The organism is bacterium SCSIO 12844 (assembly GCA_024397935.1).
Lineage (GTDB): Bacteria > Pseudomonadota > Gammaproteobacteria > Francisellales > Francisellaceae > M0027.
Window position 1 is genome coordinate 2,970,520 of record CP073743.1, and the last position, 26,162, is coordinate 2,996,681.

General features: G+C 32.7%; 25 protein-coding genes and 1 other RNA gene. 11 read left to right on the top strand and 15 right to left on the bottom strand.

What is annotated here, in order from left to right:
- Window positions 1-4 precede the first annotated feature (4 nt).
- Window positions 5-442, bottom strand: a complete 438-nt coding sequence (locus tag KFE69_13080) for a bacterioferritin (GenBank protein UTW42396.1) — start codon at window positions 440-442, stop codon at window positions 5-7.
- A 179-nt stretch (window positions 443-621) separates the two neighbouring features.
- On the opposite strand from KFE69_13080, the gene KFE69_13085 reads away from it, so the two are divergent.
- Window positions 622-2,199 carry an FMN-binding glutamate synthase family protein gene (locus tag KFE69_13085; protein UTW42397.1) on the top strand — a complete coding sequence of 526 codons (1,578 nt, stop codon included), beginning with the start codon at window positions 622-624 and terminating at the stop codon, window positions 2,197-2,199.
- On the opposite strand, the gene KFE69_13090 is transcribed toward KFE69_13085, so the two are convergent.
- The gene (locus KFE69_13090) at window positions 2,196-3,401 is read right to left on the bottom strand and encodes a YihY family inner membrane protein (GenBank protein ID UTW42398.1); all 1,206 of its coding nucleotides are present in this window, start codon (window positions 3,399-3,401) and stop codon (window positions 2,196-2,198) included. The two genes, KFE69_13085 and KFE69_13090, sit on opposite strands and share 4 nt — an antisense overlap.
- A 53-nt stretch (window positions 3,402-3,454) precedes the next feature.
- Entirely contained in the window at window positions 3,455-4,153 is a 699-nt protein-coding gene (locus tag KFE69_13095; GenBank protein ID UTW42399.1) for a TerC family protein, read from the bottom strand.
- 215 nt (window positions 4,154-4,368) lie between these two features.
- On the opposite strand from KFE69_13095, the gene wrbA reads away from it, so the two are divergent.
- The 3 genes from wrbA (at window position 4,369) to KFE69_13110 (ending at window position 6,900) form a co-directional block, all read left to right on the top strand.
- Window positions 4,369-4,959 carry an NAD(P)H:quinone oxidoreductase gene (gene wrbA, locus KFE69_13100; GenBank protein ID UTW42400.1) on the top strand — a complete coding sequence of 197 codons (591 nt, stop codon included), beginning with the start codon at window positions 4,369-4,371 and terminating at the stop codon, window positions 4,957-4,959.
- A 138-nt stretch (window positions 4,960-5,097) separates the two neighbouring features.
- Window positions 5,098-5,524, top strand: a transfer-messenger RNA (tmRNA) gene (ssrA, locus tag KFE69_13105).
- 188 nt (window positions 5,525-5,712) lie between these two features.
- Complete coding sequence (locus KFE69_13110; GenBank protein UTW42401.1) at window positions 5,713-6,900, top strand: tyrosine-type recombinase/integrase; 1,188 nt, start codon at window positions 5,713-5,715, stop codon at window positions 6,898-6,900.
- A gap of 89 nt (window positions 6,901-6,989) precedes the next feature.
- Here KFE69_13110 and KFE69_13115 read toward each other — a convergent pair whose 3' ends face one another.
- Genes KFE69_13115 through KFE69_13125 form a run of 3 tightly spaced genes read right to left on the bottom strand, consistent with a single transcriptional unit; the run spans window position 6,990 to window position 10,465 of the window.
- Entirely contained in the window at window positions 6,990-8,294 is a 1,305-nt protein-coding gene (locus KFE69_13115; protein UTW42402.1) for a hypothetical protein, read from the bottom strand.
- A gap of 25 nt (window positions 8,295-8,319) precedes the next feature.
- Window positions 8,320-9,450 (bottom strand): hypothetical protein, encoded by a 1,131-nt coding sequence (locus KFE69_13120; GenBank protein ID UTW42403.1) that lies wholly within the window; start codon window positions 9,448-9,450, stop codon window positions 8,320-8,322.
- Between the two features lie 31 nt (window positions 9,451-9,481).
- Window positions 9,482-10,465: an MFS transporter gene (locus tag KFE69_13125; GenBank protein UTW42404.1), complete on the bottom strand. Its 984-nt coding sequence runs from the start codon at window positions 10,463-10,465 to the stop codon at window positions 9,482-9,484.
- 104 nt (window positions 10,466-10,569) lie between these two features.
- Between KFE69_13125 and KFE69_13130 the strand changes: the two genes are divergently transcribed.
- Entirely contained in the window at window positions 10,570-11,274 is a 705-nt protein-coding gene (locus tag KFE69_13130; protein ID UTW42405.1) for an IS6 family transposase, read from the top strand.
- A 187-nt stretch (window positions 11,275-11,461) separates the two neighbouring features.
- Here the strand turns inward: KFE69_13130 and KFE69_13135 are convergent, their stop codons facing one another.
- The 5 genes from KFE69_13135 to KFE69_13155 all read right to left on the bottom strand — a co-directional run bounded on the left by KFE69_13135 (window position 11,462) and on the right by KFE69_13155 (window position 15,903).
- A complete protein-coding gene (locus KFE69_13135) occupies window positions 11,462-11,983 on the bottom strand; it encodes a hypothetical protein (protein UTW42406.1) in 522 nt (173 codons plus the stop codon).
- Between the two features lie 144 nt (window positions 11,984-12,127).
- Entirely contained in the window at window positions 12,128-12,829 is a 702-nt protein-coding gene (locus KFE69_13140; protein ID UTW44085.1) for a hypothetical protein, read from the bottom strand.
- Between the two features lie 139 nt (window positions 12,830-12,968).
- Window positions 12,969-13,628 (bottom strand): class II aldolase/adducin family protein, encoded by a 660-nt coding sequence (locus KFE69_13145; protein UTW42407.1) that lies wholly within the window; start codon window positions 13,626-13,628, stop codon window positions 12,969-12,971.
- The gene (gene mtnA / locus KFE69_13150; protein UTW42408.1) at window positions 13,618-14,652 is read right to left on the bottom strand and encodes an S-methyl-5-thioribose-1-phosphate isomerase; all 1,035 of its coding nucleotides are present in this window, start codon (window positions 14,650-14,652) and stop codon (window positions 13,618-13,620) included. Before mtnA ends, KFE69_13145 begins: the two co-directional genes overlap by 11 nt.
- A gap of 30 nt (window positions 14,653-14,682) precedes the next feature.
- A complete protein-coding gene (locus tag KFE69_13155; protein ID UTW42409.1) occupies window positions 14,683-15,903 on the bottom strand; it encodes a phosphotransferase in 1,221 nt (406 codons plus the stop codon).
- A gap of 183 nt (window positions 15,904-16,086) precedes the next feature.
- On the opposite strand from KFE69_13155, the gene KFE69_13160 reads away from it, so the two are divergent.
- The 5 genes from KFE69_13160 (at window position 16,087) to KFE69_13180 (ending at window position 19,344) form a co-directional block, all read left to right on the top strand.
- Complete coding sequence (locus KFE69_13160) at window positions 16,087-16,806, top strand: DUF3750 domain-containing protein (GenBank protein ID UTW42410.1); 720 nt, start codon at window positions 16,087-16,089, stop codon at window positions 16,804-16,806.
- A 79-nt stretch (window positions 16,807-16,885) separates the two neighbouring features.
- On the top strand, window positions 16,886-17,551 hold the full coding sequence (locus KFE69_13165) for an SGNH/GDSL hydrolase family protein (protein ID UTW42411.1): 666 nt from the start codon (window positions 16,886-16,888) through the stop codon (window positions 17,549-17,551).
- A 20-nt stretch (window positions 17,552-17,571) separates the two neighbouring features.
- Window positions 17,572-18,429, top strand: a complete 858-nt coding sequence (locus KFE69_13170; protein UTW42412.1) for a GNAT family N-acetyltransferase — start codon at window positions 17,572-17,574, stop codon at window positions 18,427-18,429.
- A 56-nt stretch (window positions 18,430-18,485) separates the two neighbouring features.
- Window positions 18,486-18,887 carry a VOC family protein gene (locus KFE69_13175; GenBank protein ID UTW42413.1) on the top strand — a complete coding sequence of 134 codons (402 nt, stop codon included), beginning with the start codon at window positions 18,486-18,488 and terminating at the stop codon, window positions 18,885-18,887.
- Window positions 18,874-19,344: a hypothetical protein gene (locus KFE69_13180; GenBank protein ID UTW42414.1), complete on the top strand. Its 471-nt coding sequence runs from the start codon at window positions 18,874-18,876 to the stop codon at window positions 19,342-19,344. The genes KFE69_13175 and KFE69_13180 overlap by 14 nt, the downstream gene beginning before the upstream one ends.
- 14 nt (window positions 19,345-19,358) lie before the next feature.
- On the opposite strand, the gene KFE69_13185 is transcribed toward KFE69_13180, so the two are convergent.
- Together KFE69_13185 and KFE69_13190 are read right to left on the bottom strand one after the other, a co-directional pair.
- Entirely contained in the window at window positions 19,359-20,381 is a 1,023-nt protein-coding gene (locus KFE69_13185) for a hypothetical protein (GenBank protein ID UTW42415.1), read from the bottom strand.
- A gap of 84 nt (window positions 20,382-20,465) precedes the next feature.
- Window positions 20,466-20,984: a hypothetical protein gene (locus KFE69_13190; GenBank protein ID UTW42416.1), complete on the bottom strand. Its 519-nt coding sequence runs from the start codon at window positions 20,982-20,984 to the stop codon at window positions 20,466-20,468.
- A 149-nt stretch (window positions 20,985-21,133) separates the two neighbouring features.
- On the opposite strand from KFE69_13190, the gene msrB reads away from it, so the two are divergent.
- Entirely contained in the window at window positions 21,134-21,655 is a 522-nt protein-coding gene (gene msrB, locus KFE69_13195; protein ID UTW44086.1) for a peptide-methionine (R)-S-oxide reductase MsrB, read from the top strand.
- A gap of 3 nt (window positions 21,656-21,658) precedes the next feature.
- Here the strand turns inward: msrB and KFE69_13200 are convergent, their stop codons facing one another.
- Entirely contained in the window at window positions 21,659-24,784 is a 3,126-nt protein-coding gene (locus KFE69_13200) for an efflux RND transporter permease subunit (protein UTW42417.1), read from the bottom strand.
- Window positions 24,774-26,048 (bottom strand): biotin/lipoyl-binding protein, encoded by a 1,275-nt coding sequence (locus KFE69_13205; GenBank protein ID UTW42418.1) that lies wholly within the window; start codon window positions 26,046-26,048, stop codon window positions 24,774-24,776. Before KFE69_13205 ends, KFE69_13200 begins: the two co-directional genes overlap by 11 nt.
- Window positions 26,049-26,162 lie beyond the last annotated feature (114 nt).

A 26,162-nucleotide genomic window follows, 5' to 3' on the forward strand; every position in this document is an offset into this window, starting at 1 on the left:
ACCTTTAGGGCTTACGCATCATTTTTTCAACTTCACCCATATGATTTTCTTCTTCAACAATCATCTCACGAGCAAACTCTTCTAAAATAACACAACGATCTTTTGTTAATTCTAGGAGTTGATAATATAATTCAAGCCCGTTTTGCTCATGCTCTAAGCTTTCATCTAAAATGGAGTTAATATCATGTTGATGTGTTTCTAATAATTCACCAATACTTAAAGATGGATGGCCTTCAAAATGAGTAATCATCTCTCCTACGCGCGTTGCATGCATTAATGATTCCTGTGCTTGCTCGGCTAACCATTTGGTAATTGGAATTCTACTATGGCCATAAACCATAAATGAATAATGCGTATAACGCACGACGCCAGCCATTTCTAATTCTAAAATACGGTTTAATACTTGCATAATTTGTGTTTGATCACAGTTTTGTAATTTCATTAATCTTATTTCCTTATCTCAAATAATATCCTTCCAAAGCCTATTACCTAGTCTAACAAAATCTTGACCATAACCAAATGATTAAATCAATAATCCCTCTGAAATAAGTCATTGGAAACTATCGATAAGCCAACTATAATAAGTAAATGATTTTAAAAAAATAAAAGGCCCACTACACAATGAGACGGAATTTATATCTTGGCTTTGGTATTATCATTCTTATAATTGCAGCATTATTATTTATGGTGCATGCAAATATCTGGTGGTTAATTGGTTTTTTACTGGTTTTAGCGATAATTGCTGTACATGACTTAACCCAAAGACGGCACTCAATTTTAAGAAATTTCCCAATTTTAGGCCATATGCGCTTTATTCTTGAATTTTTTAGACCTGAAGTACAACAATATTTTATTGCTGATGATAAAAGTGAATTACCGTTTAATCGTGAAACGCGCGATGTCATTTACTCAAGAGCTAAAGGGGAAAATGACACGATTGGTTTTGGTACAGAGTATGACTTAAATGCTGAAGGCCATGAGTGGGTATTACACTCATTAAACCCAAAACATGTCAGTGAGGTACAAGAACATATTACCATTGGTAATAGCCAGTGTAAGCAACCCTACCAAGCTTCACGCCTCAATATTTCAGCAATGAGTTATGGTGCATTATCAGAAAATGCAATTAAAGCGCTGAATAAAGGTGCTAAAATTGGTAAATTTGCCCATAACACTGGTGAGGGGGGATTAACTGAACATCACTTACAAGGTGGTGATTTGATTATGCAAATTGGTACTGGATACTTTGGTACGCGCACCCCAGAAGGTAATTTCTGTGAGGAAAAATATAAAGAAAAAGCAAACCTTGATGTCGTTAAAATGATTGAAATTAAGATCTCCCAAGGTGCTAAACCTGCGCATGGCGGTGTTCTACCTGCTGCTAAATTATCAAAAGAAATCGCTGAAATTCGTGGCGTACCAATGGGTGAAGATGTATTATCTCCTTCAGCACATACCGCATTTTCAACACCAGAAGAATTATGTCATTTTATCAAAAAATTAAGAGATTTATCCAATGGCAAGCCAATTGGCTTTAAACTATGTATTGGTAAGCGCTCTGAATTTTTAGGTATTTGTAAAGCAATGTTAAAGACTAAAATTTATCCTGATTTTATCACAGTCGATGGTGCTGAAGGTGGAACGGGAGCAGCCCCCATGGAATATGCATCACATATCGGTGCCCCCTTAAAAGATGCATTGATTTTCGTCCATAATGCTTTAGTTGGGGTTAATCTACGTGAAGAAATTCGCGTTATTTGTAGTGGTAAAGTTGCAACAGGCTTTGATATGGTCCGCTACATGGCTATGGGTGCTAATATGTGTAATGCTGCTCGAGCTATGATGTTATCCGTTGGCTGTATCCAATCACGCCAATGCAATACCAATCAGTGTCCTGTTGGTGTTGCAACTCAAAGTAAGCGTTTAATGAAGGCTCTTGATGTTGATGATAAGAAAATGCGCGTTGCGCGTTTCCATGATGCAACTGTCCACAGCTTCCTTGAAATCATTGGTGCTATGGGTTTAGATACACCGTGTGAATTAACACCCCATATGATACTAAGACGTGTCGATGCCAATAATATCCGTGCATATGATGATATTTATCATTATATTAAACCGGGCGCTTTACTTAAGGATGAAACAGTACCTGAACATTTTAAACAGTTCTGGCAAGATGCTTCAGCTGAAAAGTTCTAATTCTTTTTCGCCAAATCTAACACTTTAATAATCGGTTGATGCAACAGCATTTTCAATGATTGATTAATTGGTTGAACCAATTGATTATCTTTATCACCAATTGGTAAATAAAGCGCTAATGCTACATATAGTTCATCAAAATACAGCTGATCTAAATTACAGCATAAAATATACTTTTCATCATCTTGATAGATAATACGTTTTGCACTTAAACGATTTAATACTCGTTTTAAATCATCAACACTCACATTAGGCATAATGTTTAATAATTCAGAAAAACGCGTAATCTGTTGAGTAGATGATTTTGCATATAAATGTTTAATAGTCGTCATCGCAATATTAAAGGCTTGCATTTTATATACCGAACGTTGCGCTTGCGATAAATGTAAACCTTTAACAACAATCGCACCAAGAAGAAATATATACCAAGCAATCAATACCCATAATATAAATAATGGAATGGCAACAAGCGTACCATAGATAAGCTCATAAGTTGGCACAAGTGTCACATATAAGGTAAATCCGTACTTAACCACTTCAAATAAAATCACCGCAACTAAAGATCCTAAAATTGCATGTATTAATTTCACTTTTACAAAAGGAATCACACGATATAAAAATACAAAAGCAACAAAATAAAATAAGCTTGGTAGCATTAATAATAATTTACCTGCACCCTGTAATGTCCAATCATTAACCCACTTTAATGATAAAAGATAAGAACTCAATCCTAAGCCTAAGCCAAATAAGATCGGACCTAAAGTAATAATTGCCCAATAGAGTAAAAATGCATTGATAAAACTACGCTTATGCTCTACTTGCCAGATTTCATTAACCGCATGATCGATTGAGCGAATCATAAAAATACTAATAATAAATAAAGCCAGCGTTACAGCAACAGGTAAACCAATACGCTTAGAAACTAATTGATCAATATATTGACCAATGACTTCACCTGTATGCGGTGCAAAATTATTAAAGATAAAGCTCTGCATTTTTTGATCTAGTTGGCCATAATCTGGAATTAGACTAGCTAAAGTCATCATCATAATTAGAAATGGCACCATTGCTAAAAGACTTGTTAGCGTTAATGAGGCGCCTCTAGCCATTACATTTGAATCAACAAACTGTTTTAAAACCCAAAGCCAAAAGCGTATTGTTCGCTTGAACATAATTTGAATATTAAATGATTCTTTTTGCATCGATCACTGTACTTCTTTTATTGCCTACTCTATAAGTATAAGTGAAAATTTTCTTATCGGCTAAAATGCTTTTTATAAAGTAGCTGCAATACTTGTACTAATAATGCAAAACCAAAAGCACTGTAGATATAACCCTTATCAATCGAGATATCAACACCTGAAGCAATAATAATGACACCAATTAAAAGTAAGAAACATAATGCCAATAACTTAAAATTCACTTCTTTAGCTAATGGTGCTAAGTATTTAGCAGCAACTAACATTAACGCACATGAGACAAGAATCGATAAACTAATCACCCAGAGATTATCAATTAAGCCAATTGCTGTGATAATACTATCTAATGAAAAAACCATATCAATTAAGATAATCTGCACAATCGCACTTAGGAAAGTCTTTGCTGTATGTGATTTATTGTCATGATTTGGGAAAAACAGTAAATACACTTCATGCAGTGCCTTAATAATCAAAAACGCACCACCAAAAATCAAAATTAAATCACGGATACTAATCGCATTACCAAAAATATTAAATAAACTATCGGTTAGCTGCATTAAATAACCAATAAAAAATAGACCAACAATACGCATTAATGCTGCTAATATGATGGCAATTTTTTGCGTTTTCTTCTGAATAGATTCTGGCAATTTAGCCGTAATGATATAAATAAATAACAAGTTATCAATTGCTAAAATACTTTCTAATAAAGTAATCATTAAAAAGCCTGATACAAGTTCCAGCGGAACGTCCAAAAAAGTCATCTCCTAAATTATTCAATCGATTCCATTTTATGAATAGAAATTAATCAATGTCAATAGCTAAAATATATAAAGTTAAGATTTTTTATGCTTTTAAATTAACTTAAATATATCAATACGAATAAAAAGCATTTACAATAAGTGACGATTTTGATACCACAAAATCATTTAACTATTGATGAAAAAAAGCATAAAAAGGTTTATTATCAATGCCTTATATACTAGTAATCTACTACAGCCGCTATGGAAAAACCAAAGACTTAGCATATCAAATTGCCGAAGGCGTTTTAAGCGTTGAAGGTATCGAAGTAAAAATACGAACCGTTGCTGAAATCGTAACTACTACTGATAAAAACACAGCAATAACTGAGCAAGCTGAGCTTTGCGTTACTCAAGAAGAGCTTAAAAACTGCGCGGGTTTAATCATTGGCTCACCAACTTATTTTGGTAATATGGCTGCTGCCATGAAACATTTCTTTGATTCAACTTCTGATCTTTGGATGACAGGCGCATTAATTAATAAACCAGCTGGTGTCTTTACTTCAACTGGTGGTATGCATGCAGGTCAAGAAGCAACACTTTTAAGTATGATGCTACCACTTTTACACCATGGGGCTTTAATTACGGGTATACCATATAGCTGTAAAGCACTACATACAACAACTACAGGTGGTAGCCCTTATGGTGCATCTCATCATGCAGGTGGTGTTATTGCAAATCCAATTTCTAAAGATGAGAGCGATGTCTGTAAAACATTAGGTAAAAATGTTGCCACCTTAGCGAAAAAGCTTCAAGATTAAATATTTTTTACTAAAAATCATATATTTAGGCACGATAAATCACCTCTCTACAACTTAATTTATCATACATTTTAAAATCCTTATAAAAACCATTATTTGCATAAATCAACGCTATTCTATATAATAATCTTGATATCCGGGGGCGATTATGGATTCGACGGGAATTACAACGCTTTTTCGGTGCATGTCGAGGGTGCTATCTTACCTCGTAAAATACGATGCAAATTGTCATAATAACTGGCAACAAAAACAAAAAATCTCGTGTACCAGCTAACGATAATGCGTATGCTGGTGTTGCAGCGAAAGCTGCTTAATTCAGTCTAAACAACTGAACGCGAACGTTGGTTACTATTTGTCTGTAGGTAGTAAGTCCCAACGGTCATATTTTTACAGACTCGTCTAAGGGCTACACCTGTTAGCGCCTTGATTAAACTTTAAACGGGTACACTTTAGACCTTCCCTGACCATCGGGTAGTTTAAAGCAAGCATTAAAGATCGGTCTAAACATGTAGAGCCAAAAGCTGAGGATTTGCGGACGCGGGTTCAACTCCCGCCGCCTCCACCATTCACCAATTCCACCTACTTCTAAGCACATCCAACAAAGCCCATAAAATTCTTTAAAATCAATGAATTAAAGCGTTTTCCTGATCATCTCAACTCCATTTTCATCTATCGAAATCCATTTGAATCCACGTTCAAAGTGGGGTAACATTTGGGGTAACTTTAATGATCGTCAATATTGGAATTTAGCGAATGGCAAAAGTTACCCCACTTCAAATCAAAAATGCACAACCAAAAGATAAGCCCTATAAAATTTATGATGAGCAGGGCCTATTTATGATTGTTAACCCCAATGGCAGTAAATGGTGGCGTCTAAAGTATCGTTTTCAAGAAAAAGAAAAAACTATATCTTTAGGTGTCTATCCAAAAATATCCCTTAAAGAAGCACGAGTAAAACGTAACCAACATAGACTTATTATAGAATCTAAACATGATCCATCAGAAGTAAGAAAAGAAAAAAAATTAAAGGAACGTAGTGATCATTCTTTTGCACACCTAGCTCTTTTATGGCATAAGAAAAAAGCAACTAACTGGACTACAAAATATTCTGACAGCGTTCTAACCAGAATAAAAATAAACCTTCTGCCTTATATTGGCAAAACAGATATCAATGATTTAACACCCAAAATAATGCTAGAAGTATTACGTAAAATTGAATTAAGAGGCGCAATTGAAACTGCTCATCGTATTAGGTCTATTGCTAGCCAAATCTTTAAATTTGCTATTGCTATGGATATATGCATCTCTGATCCAACTCGAGATATTGGTGCAGCTTTAGCTGTCTCACCTACTAAACATTATCCATCGCTTACAAACCCAAAAGATATTTGCATCCTATTGCATAAAATTGATAAATATCCTGGTAGCTTCACTACGCGCTGTGCCTTACAGTTAGCCGCTTTATTTTTTGTTCGTCCTGGTGAACTTGCACAAGCAAAATGGTCAGAATTTGATTTAAATCTCAAACAATGGCATATTCCAGCTGAACGTATGAAAATGAAGTCAAAACATATCGTTCCATTATCAAAACAAGCGATAGACATCATACAAAGCCTATCTACATATACCGATCATAGTCCTTATTTATTTCCACACACTAAAAGTTGGAAACAACCAATGAATCGTGAAACACTACGTTGCGGCTTAAGGCGAATCGGTTATAAATCAGGTGAAATGACAACACACGGATTTCGTTCTATGGCTTCTACTCGCTTACACGAACTTGGATGGCCAAGTGATATTATTGAGCGTCAATTAGCACATGTTGAGCGCAATAAAGTCAAAGGGGCTTATAATTATGCTGAACATTTAGAAAAAAGAACTGAAATGATGCAATTCTGGGCAGATTATCTTGATCAATTAAAAATCTGCAGATTTTAGTAATTTAGCTGTGACAGTGTGACAACTAATTATAAAGCATTCTCATATTAACTATGAATATCATAAGTAGAGACTCTGTTTATCTATGCTTAAATATCTATTGCAATAAAAGCTGAATAGTTTGGATGTTTCCTATAAGAATTATTTTTCTTTCTTTCATAATATGAACCTAAAAATGTAATATATTCATAATTCATTCTTTTTAAAATGTTTTGAGCTCTACTATTAGCATCTCTATTCGGAAAATTTAAACCAGCTCTTAATCTTATTTCATCATAACTGAACTTAATACCATGAACCTTTTCAATAAAGATTAAATCAAGCCACATTAAATTTTTCTTTTCAAGCCAAAAATCTAATATCAACTCAACTGCATTATCATCATTATAAAATTCAAAATACTCTTGCTTTTTCTTATAATAAAGACCTTCTTTAACATTAATATACATACCATAGTTCTGTTGGACAAAATTTACTTTTTTACCATGAGGTAATGTAAACTGACGTTTTTTCAATAGTCCCACTGGCATATTTTCACATTCTTCATCTAATTTTTTGAAAACTCCTAAGGGGTTTTCTTGCCAATAAACTTCTGTTTTATGCGTTCTTAAAATAGCCTTCATAGGGTCTTTAACTATATCATCGACATATTCCATTACAACATCTTTAAAAGCCTGATATTTAAGAGTAGTTTCTGGTGAAAAACTATATTGATAGCGTAATCGATCTTGTGCTAAAGCAAACATACAATATGCTGACCATCTAGAATAAAGTATTTCAAACAACTCAGAAATACCTAAGTTATTATTATAACTATCACTCTTTGGTGAAGAGATAGACTTATGTTGTTTTCCTCTGCCTGTAGATTGCTCATTTATCCAATCCTTTTCATAAGCCTTACAATTGTAAGCCCTCATCCACTCCCTAATTAAGTCTGCAATAGAGATCTTCCCTATTGACTCATCATTCATTACTCTATAATAATTACGTAATACCTGATCTGTTGGATTTTCAAAGTCTAATTTTTCACAATAAATTAAGTGAACGATGAATCTATCATAATTCGTTTTATAATCATCAAGAAAGTAATACATAGTCCGTTTATAATTTTCCACCACGTAAAGATGAAAAAGTTGTTCGTCCATTTCAATATATGGATTTCTTATTTTATCTGGAATAATAGTAATGTATTTATTATTATTTTCATCCACTCTATTAATAAAAGCTTCAAGATGTTCGATAGCAACCATATACAGCCATGAAAATAAAAATAATGCTTCATTTTCAACTCTCACTTCATCATTAAGAAAGCCTAACGACAATTTAATTTTTCTGTATACACTCTCGAAAAATTCAAAGTTACTTTTTAGATACAATCCATTATGATAAAACATGATTTATTACCCTTCATTAATCTTGTTATTTAGACGAATCTCTATGTTTATAAAAAGCAGCTAATTTTGACAAATAATCTAACTTCAATCTTTTCTTGGATTCCTCTATATATTTTTTTGTTTTCCTCGCATCATAAATTCCTAATACTTCAGAAATACTATTAATTGAAAACTTAACTGAGTATGCTTCTTCAAGTATTAAAATATCTACTATTGGTAATAAATAGCCTGATAATAATTTTCCACCAAGTTCATCAATACTTCTATGCCCTTTAATAGCATAAAGCTCAATATAATCATTTTTATCAACTCTTGATTTTGATGATAACTTTTCGAACAATCCATTTAATAGATCACCTGCAAAGTTAAAAGCAAATGCATGTGCCTGTGACTTGATTCTTGTAAACTTCTTACTATCATTACTACCTATTGGGTTTTCATAAAAATATGGTAGCCCCATTAATCTGGCGTGTTTTACTGTTAATGGTGATATTAATAGTTCGTTAAAGAACATACTAACATCATTATACTTTTTCCAATAAATCTGTTCATTATTAGTACGTTCAGAGTTACCATCACTACTTAAATACCTGAACCAACATAATGCATTCCAGCGATGAAACAATGCTTCAAACAATTGATTAACCGACCATGTCATTACATCAGCATAATTTTTAATATCAAATTTATTATTAAATTGAAACGTGTGTAAATTCAGTTGTTCTTTGCATTCTCTAATGAAAGGTTTTCCCTCATATTCTTTCATTTCTTCAACATTAGCAAAGCATAAGTGTAATTTATCAATCTCATATCCTTGGAATCTATCCGCTTCAGCAGCATAAAAATCACAAAAATCTTTAAGATCACGATCAAAGTATTTAATTGCAATAGTTTGATTAGTGGAAAATCTGTAATTATACCAAGCAGAGCCTGGTTTATTTGAAAAAGTTTTATTCATCTGATCCACAAGACTAGCATAAGCATGTGTCATATTTAGACCTACGGATACAACAGCTGCATAAGAACCAACAAATGCTCTGAAATATCGCGCTTTCTCTTCTGGATTTTTTATATATTCACTCTGTTTAAATCGCTTCAAAATATCGAAATAAACTTTATCTTCTTGAAAAAATAATTCTATATTTCTACTCTTCATACATAAACCTTAATTTAATTAACTTAGTAGCTTATTCTTTAATGCGAATTGAAATTAACAATGCAATAAAAAAACAAATAATTAACATCAAGAAAACTAACTGATAACTATTTGCTGAAGACATTGAAATAGGTAAGCCTTTATGATCAAAAAATGACAAAAATAGCCCGACTATTTGGATCATTATAGAACCTATGAGAATGGAGAACATATTGGTTATTCCTAAAGCAAGTCCAGACATATGACTATTAACAATCTTTGCTGCTCTTGTATATGCGGGAATAATGCCTGCATTAGACACTCCATATATAAAAAACATCAATGGCAACAGACTAATATTTATTCTTGGGATATAAATTATGACTATCATAACCATTAGAGAGAAAAATGCAGATAGCCTCATTAATGTTACATTCTTAACTCTTAAACCCACCAGCCCAAATAAAGAACATCCAACGATCATACCAATAAAAATAAGACTAACTATAAATGCAGACTGCGTATGACTTAAACTTCGAAAACTCTCTGTGTAATTCACTCCCCACATTTCTGCAAATACTGTTGTAGGCCCATAAAGACAACCAATATAGATACAATTAACCCACAAAGGTTTTATTTTCAGTATACTCTTAAAGTTTCTCAATGCTTTAAAATCATGCTTTGTCTTCATATCATTTGTATTCATTGGCAACTTTACAAAAAAGAATCCAATACTGATGATAAAAAATAACAATGAAAAGCTAACCATAGTCAATCTTGGCCCAAGATTATCTATATAATACCTTAATGGGCCTTGACCAAACGCAGCTCCCATCATTCCCATTGCCTGTGTAATCCCTGTTAATATTGAAAACGTTCTTATTGAAAAATAGGTTGATGCTATTCTTAATGTCCCTACAAATGCAAATGCACCACAAAAGCCCATAATAAACCTAGATAATAAAGCTGGCAAAATGCTTGTAGACTCAACGAATAATATACAAGCAACCCCTGTTATTATTGATGCTAAAGCCATAATCCTTTTTGCACTAAAATAATCTGTTAATGGGCTCCGTTGCAACTTTGACAAGTTATCTTAATTTAACTTACTCTAGTTGCTTTTACAGTTGGGCTTAACTTATGAATCCATTTAAATATCGTCAATTTGAAAGCATCTTTATCCTACAATGCGTTCGTTGGTATTTAAAATATGGTTTAAGTTATCGTGATTTATCTGAAATGATGAAAGAGCGTGGTATTGAAGTCTGTCATACAACCATTTATCGATGGGTTATACACTATTCCCATGAACTAAAGAAACGTAGCAACTGGTATCGTATGGGTAGAATTGGTAATTGGCGTGTTGATGAAACCTATATTAAGGTTAAAGGTAAATGGAAATATTTATATCGAGCTGTCACAAGGGATGGTAAAACCATCGACTTTTACTTATCACACACTCGAAACACCAAAGCTGCTAAACGCTTCCTATCTAAAGCGTTAAAGAATAATAAAGACTGGATTCCATCAAAGATTAATACTGATTTAAATCCAGCCTATAATCATGCAATAGCTCAGTTAAAACAAGAGAATCCAAGCTACGCACACATTGAGCATCGTAAGAATAAATATCTCAATAACATTGTTGAACAAGATCATGGCAAGTTGAAACGATTAATTAAACCGATGCTTGGATTTCAGTCCATGAAAACAGCCAATGCTACGATTACTGGATATGAAGTGATGCGCATGTTTAAGAAAGGGCAATTTAAGATTTGGTTAGAAACTAAACGACAAACTGAAGCACAGTTTATCAATGAATTATTTGGTATTTATGCAGCCTAATTGTATCTGGATGAAAGCATTTTATAACTTTTAGAAATAGTTGCAACGGAGCCCAAAATTTAAACTTGTTATATATTAATTGTTTATTCATTTGTCATATGATTGTTATATAAAAGTCGCTATATTAACATAAGCTTATTGTTTTAGTGCATAAAAAGCTTAAGAAATATAACTACTTTGACAAACCTCATCCAAATACCTGTTTTAATGAAGATGATTCTTCAATAGAGAATGTAGCCCCTGTATGATAAAAAGGTGCAAACGGATCATTGAGCTTATAATTTTTGCTATCTTCACAATAGCGAATATATTCATTTCTAAAATGTAAACTCTCTTTATCGTCTATCGATGGAATAATACTGATTCCTTTACTTTGTATAATGCCAAATAGCCCAATCATGCGTTGTTGATCTACCCTACTTTCAAACAATTCGCCCAAACTATTGTCATCAATATTTATTTTAACTCCATCAGGTAAAAATTGAAAAAATTGAGCCAAATCATCAAGATTCAAACTATTTAGTTTAGTTCCTCTAAAGTTAACTGTTGTAATATGCCCTGGAATTGCACCAACAAATTGCAATAGTTGTGATTTATCTAATGAAGTACATAAAGGTTGATTGCTAAAATCTAGCTCAGTTTCATTTATTGGCGTCGATTTAATCTTATTGCAAAAACACCTAAAATTACCATCATATTGTATTTTCATTTAAAGGATATCTTTTGTTTCAAATAAAAATATATTTTGACCAATAAGCACTCTAAAATACATACAATTTTTATTACAGTAAAAATCACACATCTAATTATGTCAGTATTTTAGAGCAATTTAGTTAATACAATAAATGCTAGATTATGCTTTCATCTTAGCTAAAGATTCAACTAGCGCATGTTTCGCATCATTTAATAATGCCTCTCCATGGGCACTTAATAAATGCTTAAAATCTAAGGCAAGTATTGGCTTAAACCCTTGAGCTTTAATTCCTGTTGCTTGAAGCCAGATATCAGAGATTGAGGCTTTGCCAAAGAAGTTTTGTGATTTATAAAGCTTGGCTGTTTCTTCACTAAAATAAGGGTCTTGCTTAGTCCAGTTTTTAATGCTATCACAGCTAATTATCACACCCCCATTGGTATTTAAATACAAACAAGCTTCAGGAAAGTTCGAGTGAATAAAAGGTATTATTTGCATATTTTTTACTGGCAATTGATTAGTTTCATCTAAATAACCATCAATCTTTGCACCATGTTCATCTGTCATGCCAGCTAATGCCCAAAGTGAAGCATCTTGATAACGTGCTTTATAAAAAGCATCATCACGGCCATGAAATGAACCAATTCTTAAGATATGTTTGACATGACCTAATCGATCAAGCACTTCTAAACCTTCATCAGATAACTTAACTGTGTTAATTAAGGTTAATTCACTACCTTCTTTTAGAATAATCATATTACGGCTATGCTGTAATCGTACACCTTCAAATGTAGTGACATTACTACCAGTTACCATATAAATATTCTCTAAAACTGATTCAATATTACTGTGATTAATCATCATATTTTCGTTACACATTTTCCCTTATCCTCCTTCTTATATTAATTAAGGGCGCGCATTTTATCGAATTAAACTATATTGTCAATCATTAAATTCCATTTTTTTTGACATTACTTGATTTGTTTTAAAAAAAATTCAAGTCTTAACGTGAAATATGGCCGACTTGTTGACGTATTTGCCATAAAACTTCAACATCTGATTCAGAGATAGTACTTAGTTGACCAACGCTTAATGCTTTAACTAATACTTCACAAGTATGCTCAATGCGATTAACGCCAAAAAATGCCTCTTTTAATGAATCACCATAAGAAAGTACACCATGTTTAGCTAAAATCATATTTTTACTTTTTTCTAAATAAGGGCTAATTGCATCAGCAATTAATTCACTACCTGGTCGTGCAAAGGCTACAATTGGAACAACACCTGCACAAATGGCTAGTTCCGATAAGATATTATCTGGAATCGATGCTAACTCTGGCTTAGCGACTGATAAAGCAATTGCATTAACAGGATGTGCATGAATGACAGCTTGAGCATTGGTTCTTTGATAGATACGTAAATGTAGTGGTAATTCTGATGAAGGCGTATTTTCAATGATTTCACCTTCAAGACTTACAATAGCAAAATCATCCTTTTCCATCCCCCATAAATAACTACCACTTTTGGTAATATAAATCTTATTATCATACTTAAAGCTGATATTACCATCACAGGCCGCTAAATAGTTTTTTTCAAATAATTTCTCACCAATAACAACTGTTGTTTGCTTCAACGCATCTAAAGTAGATTCATTAAATCGCATGGCATGGCTCATCTATTATTACATCTTTAAAAGTTTTTTGATCATATACGCCTGTATCTAAGATCCAACCTGTGACCAAAGTATATGGTGTTATATCAAACGCTGGATTATCAACAATAATATGATCTTGTGACCATTGGATAGAATGATCTTTATTACTAAAGCCTCTTACTTCAGAGTCTATACGTTTTTCTATGATGATTTCATCACCTGAGTCAATGCTTGTATCAATCGTTGTATAAGGCGCTGCGACATAAAATGGAATCTTATGATACTGTGCTAATATAGCAAGCCCATAAGTGCCAATTTTATTTGCAAAATCACCATTTTTAGCAATGCGGTCAGCACCAACAATAACAACATCAACTTGTGCCTGCCCCATTAAACTTGCTGCCATATTATCGCAAATTAAGGTATGCTTAATACCCAATTTATCTAATTCCCAAGTTGTCAACCTTGCCCCTTGTAATAAAGGGCGTGTCTCATCAACATAAACATGAATAGCTTGATTATGATCATAACATTTTTGTATGACACCTAATGCCGTACCAATGCCAACAGTTGCAAGGCTTCCTGTATTACAATGTGTTAGGATATTGTTATAAGGCTTTAAGCTTTCAGCACCATAATTAGCCATTTTCTGACAAAGCGCTACATCTTCATTAAATAAGCCTTCTGCTGTATTCACTAAAGCAACTGGATAATTATCTTTATTTAATGCAGCTTTCATTTGATTAAGATTATTCATCAAATTAACAGCCGTTGGCCTGGCACGTTTTAACTGTTCAATCGCATTTGTTAATTCATTTTTATTGGCACCTTTTTTTGCCATATGCGCAATAAATATCGAAGCTGTAATCCCAATTAAGGGTGCACCACGAACTTTTAAAGATTGAATAATATCAATCATCGTTTCTAACTCATCGCATTTAAGCCAAACTTCTTTATGTGGTAGCTGTGTTTGATCGAGAATTTCAAATACGTTATGTTCATATCTTAATGCCCTTGAGATTAAATCTTGCATAGTACCCTCCATCGATTGAATTAATGATAACTAAACGCTTGCTACATCTAAAGCAATATCTTCTTTGAGTAATTCTGAAACTAAAGTTAAACTTGCCTCAATCGAGTTATTTTTCTCAGTCAAAGTCAATTGCTCAACGGCTAATATCAAAGCTTGTTTTTCGATCATTTGACGTGATGTATGACAGTCAATTGATAGAAAATCTGCTACTTGAGCGCTACCTATGGTACGTCTTATGATTTCAATGGCGCAAAAGCCTATCATTTCTACTTTTAGCTTGGTTTTATCAAAGTTTAAGCCTACTAATAGTTCAATACTTTGATTGTAGATATAGCTGATTGTATCTTTTAGCCATAATTGAAATTTTAATTTCTGTTTGTGGTCATTTTTTAAATGGTAGTTACTTGCTAAAAGACTAATGAATAAGTTTGCTATTAACATACCAATATCAAAACTAATAGGGCCAATTTTAGCAAACTCAGGGTCGATGGCTTTCATCTTGTGTTGATTTAGCATAATTGACCCTGTATGCAAATCACCATGAATTAAGGCATCTTGTTTGTTATAATAGATTTGCTGTAATTTAGCTCTTGTTGCCTGTAGATGCGTATTCTCAAAAATATGCGTTTTAACCCAAGTTAGATTTTCTTCAAGACACAGTACCCCATTTGGATAGTCAAGACCAAAAGGATATTCAAAAACAAATAAACGCGTAATCTCCTGTAATTCAACAATACCTTCCTTATAACTGATATTACTGCCTTGTGGCGATTGATCTTCTGGAATATTATTTGCATATGATGCAATCATTTCAATGACTTGTGCTTTAAATTGATTAAATATTTCTCCTTTTATTAATGCATCTCGTATGACAACGCAATCACTTAAATCCTCCATTAGCATTAAGTGATGCTTTTCACTGTAATAATATACTTCTGGATAAGCGCTTTCTTTCATTTGAGCAAATTTTTCTAAAATATCTGCTTCAAACAAGTTACGTTCACTATTAATTGCAATTGCTTGATAACGATAGGCAAACGGTGGTGCATATTTAGCAATTAAGGAAAAATCATTGAGTAATTGCAGGCGAAATACTTGATTAACATTACCTTGTGATAATTCACTTATTTGATGGATTTCACTTTGAAATTTTGCTGGTAGTTGATTCAACTGAGTTAATTGATTAACGACCTGTTTTAATTTTTCTTTTGACATTAAAGCATGATCATTACAACTTAGTTCATCAGACATCTTATCCTCGCCCTTTTATTTAAATACCTTTTAATATTTGATGGCGGGCATTGTAAACATAAATTATGCTTAAGTCATGTTTTAAAAGTTTTAAAATATGAAGATGATCTTTTACTTAATTGTACTTTATACGGCTAATAATTAACTTATAATAAAAATAGATCAATTGATTGTGATGATAATATGAACCTTATTCTTATCTCTTTTCTAATACTTATCTTATTTTTACTTGGCCCATTGTATTTACTATTAAGTGGTAAGGTTAAAATTGGCTTAGATTGGCGAACTGCCAGTCACGCACCTTGTCATTTTTTAAAAAAATATCCAACAGAAAACGAGGCTGTGATCGTCTTATTTTCAGCTAAATCATTTAACTGGCGTGGTGCATTTAGCACCCATTGCTGGCTTGCAACTAAATTAGCCTTAGATAATGACTATACCATTTACCAAGTCATTGGCTGGAATCAATATAAAAATAAACCGATTGTTGATATCTCTACTGGTAATCCGGATAAGCTCTGGTATAACGCCTTACCTAAAATTGAAGCCATTACAATTGGCAATCATAACAAATCATTAATTGAAAAGCTTAAAAACATTGTCAATGATTACCCCTATGCTAATACCTATCATGCTTGGCCTGGGCCTAATAGTAATACCTTTATTAACTATCTAATTAAAGAATTACCTCAATTAAATTTTACCACACCCTATAATGCATTGGGCCGTGATTATTATTTAAAACTAAAACTCAACCACCTATCTATTTTGGGGTTAATTGGCTATCGTATTTCTTTTAAATCATTTTATTTAACATTACTTGGATTAACCCTTGGTATTTCCTTTAAACCACTTGGCTTTATTATTCCAGGCATTGGTTTAGTTGCTATTTTTAAACGATAATACGTTAAATTTTGCGATCATCTATTTCTATGTTATAAAAATATTTCTATCTTATATTTAAATCTAAGGATATTAATCTATGAAAACAGTTCTTTGCTATGGTGATTCAAACCTAAGAGGCTTTATACCTGGCTCTTTTAATGAAACAACAGGCCTTTCAGGGCGCTATGACAAAAATCAACGTTGGAGCGGTTTATTACAACAAAAGCTAGGCAATCAATATGATATCATAGAAGATGGTGTTAATGGTAGAACAACTAACCTAGATGAAATTACCCCTGGTCGTGCTGATCGTAATGGCTTAAAATCTTTACCTGTTGCGCTAGAAGCAGCCTTTCCAATTGATCTTGTTATTTTTTGGTTAGGTACCAATGATACTAAACTACAGTTTAATCGTAGTGCAGATAAAATTGCCGAAGGCTTAAAAACATTAATTAATCTAGTTAAACTTTCCGAAAAAGGCCCAAATGGCGCACCGCCAGAAATATTAATTATTGCCCCACAACCGGTTATTAAAATAAATGACATACACCCAGAATTTGCGCTCGATGCAGATGAAAAATCGAATCAACTGGCAAATGCTTATCAGAAGCTTGCTGAAAAAGAGAATTGCCACTTTTTTGATGTTGGCCAAATAATTACTTCAAGTCTAATTGATGGTGTTCATATTGATGAAAATGACAATAAAAAAGTCGCTGAAGTCATTTATAATAAAGTACTAGAAACACTAGAAGTTTACGCCTAACACTGGATGATAGAAAAACGATGAATCAGATAATCGATCAATTAAGAAAACTAGAAGAATCACTATGGATTGCTCATAAACGATTTGATTATGATTATATGGATCAAATTCTTGATGAAAATTTTTTTGAATATGGACGTTCAGGAAAAATATATTCAAGATCAAAAACAATGTCACACCAATACCAAGATATCTTAGCAAAAATACCACTTGAAAACTTTCAAATGCATGATATCAGTGATCATGTCAAACAAGTAACTTATATCAGTGAAGTAGGTATAGAAAAATTACGTGCCAATAGAAGTTCAATTTGGATCAATAAGAATAATCAATGGAAGTTAATATTCCACCAAGGCACACCAATTGATAATCTAGCTTTTCTACCTAAATCACCAAGATGTAGCTTTAGATTACTATCAGAAAGTCATCAAGATAGACAATTACTTGAGTATTTAGATACAAATCCCATCAATATGGAATTTTTCCCAAATGGTGCCAAATCTTGTGATGAAATTCCAAAGATGATAGAACGCTTTATTAATAATTATAAACAATATAATACACCAATATTTATGTTGTTTAATCAAAAGAATGAATTTATTGGTAGGGCTGGATTTTCTTATGTTTCTGAATTAAACGCTATCGAAGTAGGCTATGTAATTGATCATATACATTGGAAAAAAGGTTATGCGACAGAAGCACTGAAAACACTCTTAGCTTGGGCAACTTATCATTTTGACTGTCAAGAAATTTTCGCATTTACTGGTATTAATCATATAGGATCTATCAAGGTCATGGAAAAATCTGGCATGCAATATATATCAAATCGCATCTTAAAAGGTATTGAGTGCGTTTTATATTCATACCAAATAAACTAACCTTCTTTGAAAGCGTAAATTTAGCTGCCATAATCATTAAAGTCTATAACGCATATATGAAGTTAAGGAAGCTTGTGATTGACCATTTAGACCACCTGGTTTTAACCGTTAAAAATATTGAAGCAACCTGCAAGTTTTATGAACAAGTATTAAATATGCAAGTGATTACTTTTAAAGGTAGTCGTAAAGCACTTAAGTTTGGCCAACAAAAAATTAACCTACATCAAAAGGGTTATGAATTTGAGCCAAAAGCATTAAAGCCAACACCTGGTAGTGCTGATTTATGCTTTATTACACAAATGCCACTAAATCAACTGATTGATCAACTAAAAGCTCAACAGATTATGATTGAAGAAGGTCCAGTCAACCGTACTGGTGCTTGTGGTGATATTATCTCTGTTTATTTTCGAGATCCAGATCATAATTTAATTGAGATATCAAATTATGTTGAAAGCTAAACTTGTTAAATACTTTGAAAGTTTACGCTATATACTAGCAGCAATTGGATTTTATCTTGCCTATCAACCAAATAATACATCAGCTGAAGCAATAGCCTACTTGGTATTATGGGCGGTAGTACCATTAGCTGGGTTAACAGGACTTGAATCCGTTTTTCTATCTAATGAAACTGCCATAGCTAAAGGCCGTGAAGCCGGTAGTGCTTATCAAATTCAATCAGGGTTAAACAATCTTGCCACAGCTATTACTGCATTTATTATCTGGTATTTTCAATGGGGAATGAAAGCGAGCGTAACAATTATTTTTGTTTTATATATCTTTTTTATCTTATCTTCTATTAATCATAGTATTGAATATTTTAGACAAGAAAATAAAAAACTTATTCATCTTTTTCGGCCAATGATTACACTGATTTTAATACTTGTATCATTACCAATTATAATGCCAGGATTTTAATTTTAGATTTTTATTTATTTAATTAACTGCCGTAAACTATCAGAAATTTCAAAAAACCAACACGCAAGCTCAGCACTCTGGTCATAAGATGTTTCAATAACTTCATCTTGAAACCATAAGCCATTTTCAGCCTGTATTTGCACAAAGTAAGATGATATTTCCTTAATCGCAAATAAATACAAAGGATTTTTTATAATTTTATAAAGAATCGAAAGCGCCCAGGCTAATTTATGACTAAAACGACTACTTAATACATTAGTATGACAAGATAAGGCATAATCAGTATATGCTTTGGCATACTTTAAATATTTTTCATCTTTTGTCTCTAAATACAGTAAGCTTAAAAATGCTGAAGGATATGCCAGCATAAAATAAAGTTGATTTGGCTGTGCCTTACTTACACAACAAAAAATTGCCTGATCTTGGCTAAAGTCTGTAATCGGGTCATTATTTTGATTAAATCGTAAATAGAATCGCGCTAATAAATCAGGTTGTTTATCATAACAATCACACAAATAATTAGCAGCTTCAAAAGCTTTAGTCAATTGATCACGCTCTAGATTAATCAAACCTTGATAAGCAGCAGTTAAAACATCTGTTATACCAGTATCAAGTTCTTTTTTATTTGTTTGCCCAATTTGATATTGATTAATATAGTTATAAACTGGCTCTGAAAGCTCTTTTATATCAAGTTTATAGGCCGCCCTTTCTATCCAACTATTCATATAAGCCCAAAACTCAATATACTCAGGCTTGATACTTTTAGTTGTAGCATTCCATAAAAGATCACCATCTTTTTGCATATAATTAACTTTAATATTATTAATCACTCTCTTAGCTAAATCCTCCCGTTGAGCATTAATAAACATCATCGGTGCCTTATAGTAACAGGTTAAATCACTTGCATGATCACCAAAACTACCATCTTTATTAAGATGGCTCGAAAAATAATTTAATGTTTTTTGTGCACAATCCGTCATTTGTTGTAAAATATCCAATGTACTTTTTTCTAAAAGCGCATTTGTTGTATTAGTCATAAGCAATACCTTAAAAATTTTATATAATGGATCTTAATTACTTAACAATATGCTGATTTAAAAGATTTGTACCATATAAATTTTTTAATAAAATCTCCAGTCAGGTTGCGTATCCTGCCAAATATCTCTTTGCAAATCAAGTAACTCTTGATTGAAGCTCTGCCACTGTTTCATTTCTTTATTTTGCTTATGTTTAAGTTTTTGATATAAGGCTTGTGCTTCTTTTTCTGAGACTTGTTTGCCATTTTTATAAGCAATTACATTTAATTGTGGTTTATGATCTTTACCTATACTACGTGAGATAAAAACCGTTTGAATATCTGGTTGATAAAATGCTTCTAGTGCTTGATTGTATTGCTTTAGATTAACCCAACCAACGCTACCATCTTGAGGATCGCCTACTTTTACCCAACCATCCTTTTGATAAACTTTAATTAATTTTGTACTCGGTGATACTTGTTTAATTACTTGATCAGAATTAGCCTTAGCATATAGATTAACCCTATCAACTTCTTTTGACTCTTTGGCTAAACTATAAGCTGAAAATGATAGACTCATCACAATAATAGCTATTATTTTTATCAATCGCTTACATCCATTCATCTTAATTTACCTCCCTTTATCCATCACCTAATTTATTGTAATCAACTAGGACTGGTTAATTCAATTGTGCTATTAAAACTTGTTAAAATTAATATAAACTAAGATAATTAAGCTTACTCGTTTATCATTAAGTGGGGTTTTAGAATATGATAAAAAAATTAATCTATATCATTAGCTTGTCAATATTTCTGACTGTATGTGCTTATGCTAATAGTCCATGGTTAGATTTTAATAAACAACAACAATTAAAGACACTCACCCCCCTACAATACGATGTGACTCAAAATGATGCAACTGAGCGTGCATATCATAATGCCTATTGGAATACAAAAAAAGAAGGTATTTATATTGATGTTGTCTCAGGTGAGCCGCTATTTAGCTCAACAGATAAATACGATTCAAAAACAGGCTGGCCAAGTTTTACAAAACCCATTGATAAGAATTTTATCATTACCAAAACAGACCGCGCCTACTTTTTTATCACACGCACTGAAGTTCGTTCGAAATATGCTGATTCTCATCTAGGCCATGTTTTTGGTGACGGGCCACCACCAACACATAGGCGTTATTGTATTAATTCAGCTTCTTTAGTCTTTATTCCAAAAGATCAAATGAAAGAAAAAGGTTATGGCGAGTACTTATATTTATTTGATCAACCCAAAAAACAATAAGATTTACTTTCTTTCAAGCTGTTTATGATCGATTCTTTCATAAAATGAAAGCATACAAGGTAATACAAAGAGGATTAAAAATGTTGTAAACAATAATCCAAATACAATAGAAATTGCCATTGGAATTAAAAATTTTGCTTGTAATGATGTTTCAAATAATAAGGGCAATAAGCCAACAATTGTGGTAATCGATGTCAGTAAAACCGGTCTAAGCCTTGTTTTGGTTGCTTCAATAATTGCATCAACTGCCTTCATACCACTCATACGCTTTTCTTTATAAAAGCTTAATAAAATGATCGAGTCATTGACAATAATGCCTGATAAGCCAAATAAACCAAATAATGATAAAATAGTCATATCATAGCCTAGTAGTAAGTGCCCGACAATTGCACCAACAATTCCTAATGGAATCATTGACATCACCATCAATGGCCAACTATAGGATGAAAAAAATAAAGCTAAAATAATATAAATGAGAAATACACCGATAACTAAGCCTGTTAGCATATCAGAGAATGTCTGTGCCTGCTCTTGTGATTTACCACCTAAATCATAATTAACCTGATAAGCTTTTTTTAATTGTGATAGGGTATTTTCTGCTAATGAATGTAAGACTTCATTGGCATTGGTTAAATTACTGTCAATTTCTGCTGTTACATTAACCACCATTTTCCCATCTTGGTGAATCATACGATCAAAGCCACTAATTGCCTTGATTTTAATTAATGTCTGTAATGGCACCATTGAACCATTTGGTAGTTTGATTGGGAAATTTTCTAACTTTAATAAACTATCCTGATCATCATCCGTTAAAGATAGGCTTATATCAATCTCATCTTGACCTTCGGTAATTCTTTGCACTAAAACACGTGAGTAACCTGCGCTTACTTGTTTTGCAACTGATTTAGTTGTCACACCTTGGGCAATCGCTGATGGTTTTAACTCGAAAATCCATTGCTCTTTACCAAAGGGCAGATTATCAGAGATATTTTTCACACCCTGATACTGACTTAAACGCAGCTTAATATATTCTGCTGCCTTTTTAAGCTTTGATGCACTATTACCAAATAGGCGAATATCAATATCTCTTCCAGGTGGACCTGCAACGGGCGATGAGATTATCAACTCTTCTATATCATCTGATGGGCTTAATTTTGATCGCCATTTATGAATAAACTCATCATTAGAAATTGAACGATCATCTGGCATTGATAGTTCAACATTTAAATGGCCAACATTATCACCACGCTTCTGCCTTTGGTCACCTCTTAAATCAGCTGTTTTACCCATTACTTGGGTTACAATTTGGACTAAATTTGGCTCAGTTGGATGTGCTTTTTTTTCTGCTTTGGCAATTTCATTTAATACTGTTTCAGCATGGTTTAAATATTGATGAATTACTTTTTCAGGTGTACCTGGTACAAATACTGTATTTAACTTAATAATATTTGAATCAGGCATTTTAAAAAAAGTAAAAGGTACATGTCGACCAATAAGTAAGCTTATGGTTAATATGATACATAGCATTGCAAATACAATGACCGTATAACGCCATTTTAATGCCACTGATAATAAACGATAAAAATAAATATCACGAAAATATTCAAATCCATAATCAAGCTTCATTCTCATCTTAGAAGTCGACTGATGCTTCATTTTTCTAAAGCTACTTTTAAGATGATTAGGTAAGACTAAAAAGCATTCAAATAATGATGCGATAATGACACAAATAACCACTAATGGAATTGAAAATAAAACTTGCCCTATAATATCTGTCACTAGCATTAAAGGTAGAAATGCGGCAATGGTTGTTAGTGATGAAGCTAAGACAGGCTTTAACATTCTTCTTGCACCTAGAATTGCAGCCTTATAAGGTCTTGTTCCTAAACTAAATTCTCGATAGGCATTTTCACCAACAACGATCGTATCATCTACAATAATCCCAAGTGTCATGATAATGGCAAATAAACTGACCATATTAATTGAATCACCTGATATATATAAAATATAAAAAGTTGCAAAACAAGAAATTGGAATGCCCACAGCAACCCAAAATGCAACGCGTAGATTTAAAAATAATATCAATACAATGATAATAAACACTAAGCCAGTTAAGCCATTTTTAACTAATAATAAAATTCGATCTTTAATTAATGTCCATGTTTGATCATAAATAACAAGATTAATACCTGACTTTAAAGCATCTTGTTTTTGTATTTCATACCATTGAAACATCATCTTTGCCATTTTTAAGGTGCTATCACTTTGCGTTCTTAATAGCTGTAATTCAATCGCTGGACGATTATGATAAAATACCGTTGTTTCACCATCTTGTTTATCTAGCGTAATCTTTGCAATATCCCCAACAGTTGTTACTTGTAAACTATCTGTATCAGTAATTGGAATACCTGCGATAGATTCAATACTTCTTACCGCTTTAATAAAACGTAAATCCCGTGCAACATCTTTTTCTCCGGCTGTACCTAGTGGTGCATCACTACTATATTGATCTATAATTTGCGCAATTTCTGGCAAAGTCATATTCAAAGCACGTAATGTCTCTTGAGAGACTTTAACTGCAAATTCAAGTTTTGGTAGACCGATAATATTAATCTTTGCAATCCCCATTTGTAGTAGCTGATGTTCATAGTCATAGGCTAGTTTACGCATATCTTGAAGTGACTCATTACCTGAGATAATAATTTTTGCAACCGGTTCATATCGCTCAATCTTAGTAATCACAGGCTTTTCAGCATCTGAAGGTAAATTAGAGATTGCAGATACCCGCTGTTGGACATCTTGGTAAGCTTGTGCCATATCGGCTTTTTCTTTAAATTCTAAAACAAGTGTACCAACACCTGATTTTGCAATACCACGAAAAGTCTTTAAATTATCTAGGTCTCTTAAGTCTTTTTCTAAAGGCACAATAATTGAACGTTCAACATCAGATGCTGATGCACCAACCCAAGGAATATTAACCGTAATATAATTAATCTGAATATTGGGTAAAAACTGAGTATTTAATTTATAAAGACCAAATATCCCTGAACCAATCATAATAAACATCAATAAATTAGCAGCTACTTTATGCTGCACAAAAAAAGCAATAACACCCTTATTAATTTTCATCGCTAGCCACTTGTTTTAAATGATGATCATTTGTTTGATAGCTTACTTTTAGCCCACTTCGCGCTCCAGGAATATGACTTAACATAACCAAAGTACCTTCAGCCAAACTTGATGGTTTAATTAACTGATATAATTGCCCATTATCACTCAGCCAGCGTCCAGTTAACTCAACGGAATGTTTGAATAAATGATCGTCTTTAACTGTATAGATAAATTGATCATGATAAATTGCTGAGATTGGCACTTTAAATGCTTGGATTTCTGGTAGCTTTAAATACAATTTGATCGTTTTACCAAACGGTATATTGGCTGATGTATCCACACTTGAAAAATAAGCAACATGCCCTGTACCAAGCTTAGAGACATTATCACTTATACGTTTTAAGTCAAAGCAATTTGATGAAGCCTTTAAATCTTGGCATGCAGTAATCTCTGTTAGACTAATTTTAGTTAAAGCCTGGTATAACTTATGATGAATAACACCCTCTAATTCTGTTGCATTAGGATCATAAATACTAAATAAGCGCTCGCCTTGATTGACAGTTCTTCCAACTGAGACATACTGATCAGTGATAATACCATCATATGGTGCATAAACTTTGGTCTCTTTGATATTTTTCTCAGCTAATCTTAAATTTGCCTCTGCTTGATCTAATTCAGCTGATAAACTCTTTGAATTTAAAAGGCAGTTTTCTAAATCATAAGACCTTTGGCTGAATTGGCTTTGCATACTAACAACTTTTTCTTGTGATATATCTAATTCTGATTCTGATGTATAAGTGCTTTCATGTAGTGATTTCAAGCGCTCGTAATGAGATTGTGCTAATTCAAGTAGTGATTTTGCTTGTGTTAATTGTGATTGGTTTAATTTACACTGGGCGTTATTCTTATCTAATTTAACTTTGATTAAATTAATTGTCGCTTTTTCTTTGGCGAGATTAATCGTATAGACTTCTGGATCTAATTCTATCAATAATTGACCTTTTTTTACTTTTTGACCAACTTTAAAATGAATCACCTCAATACGTGACTTTAAAAAAGATGACACAGAAGTATTGCGCCTTGAGATCGCTGTTGCTGATATTAATACAATCGGTTGGTATTGACCAAGTTTGAGTTTTTCTACTTGAATATATACTCCCTTACTAAGGGACTCATTTGAATCAGCTTTAGATTTAAACCATACTAGGCTCAATGAAATAATCACAACAATAATGACAACTGCCAATGTGATCGCTAGTTTTTTTTGGGCATAAATTTTCATCAGGTAATCAAATACTCATATACTTTAATCTATTTATCTTATATAAAGAATAGTAGGATTTTATATTTGATTCTACGCTTCTATATTCTAATCGCATCGAAATTAAGCTCTATA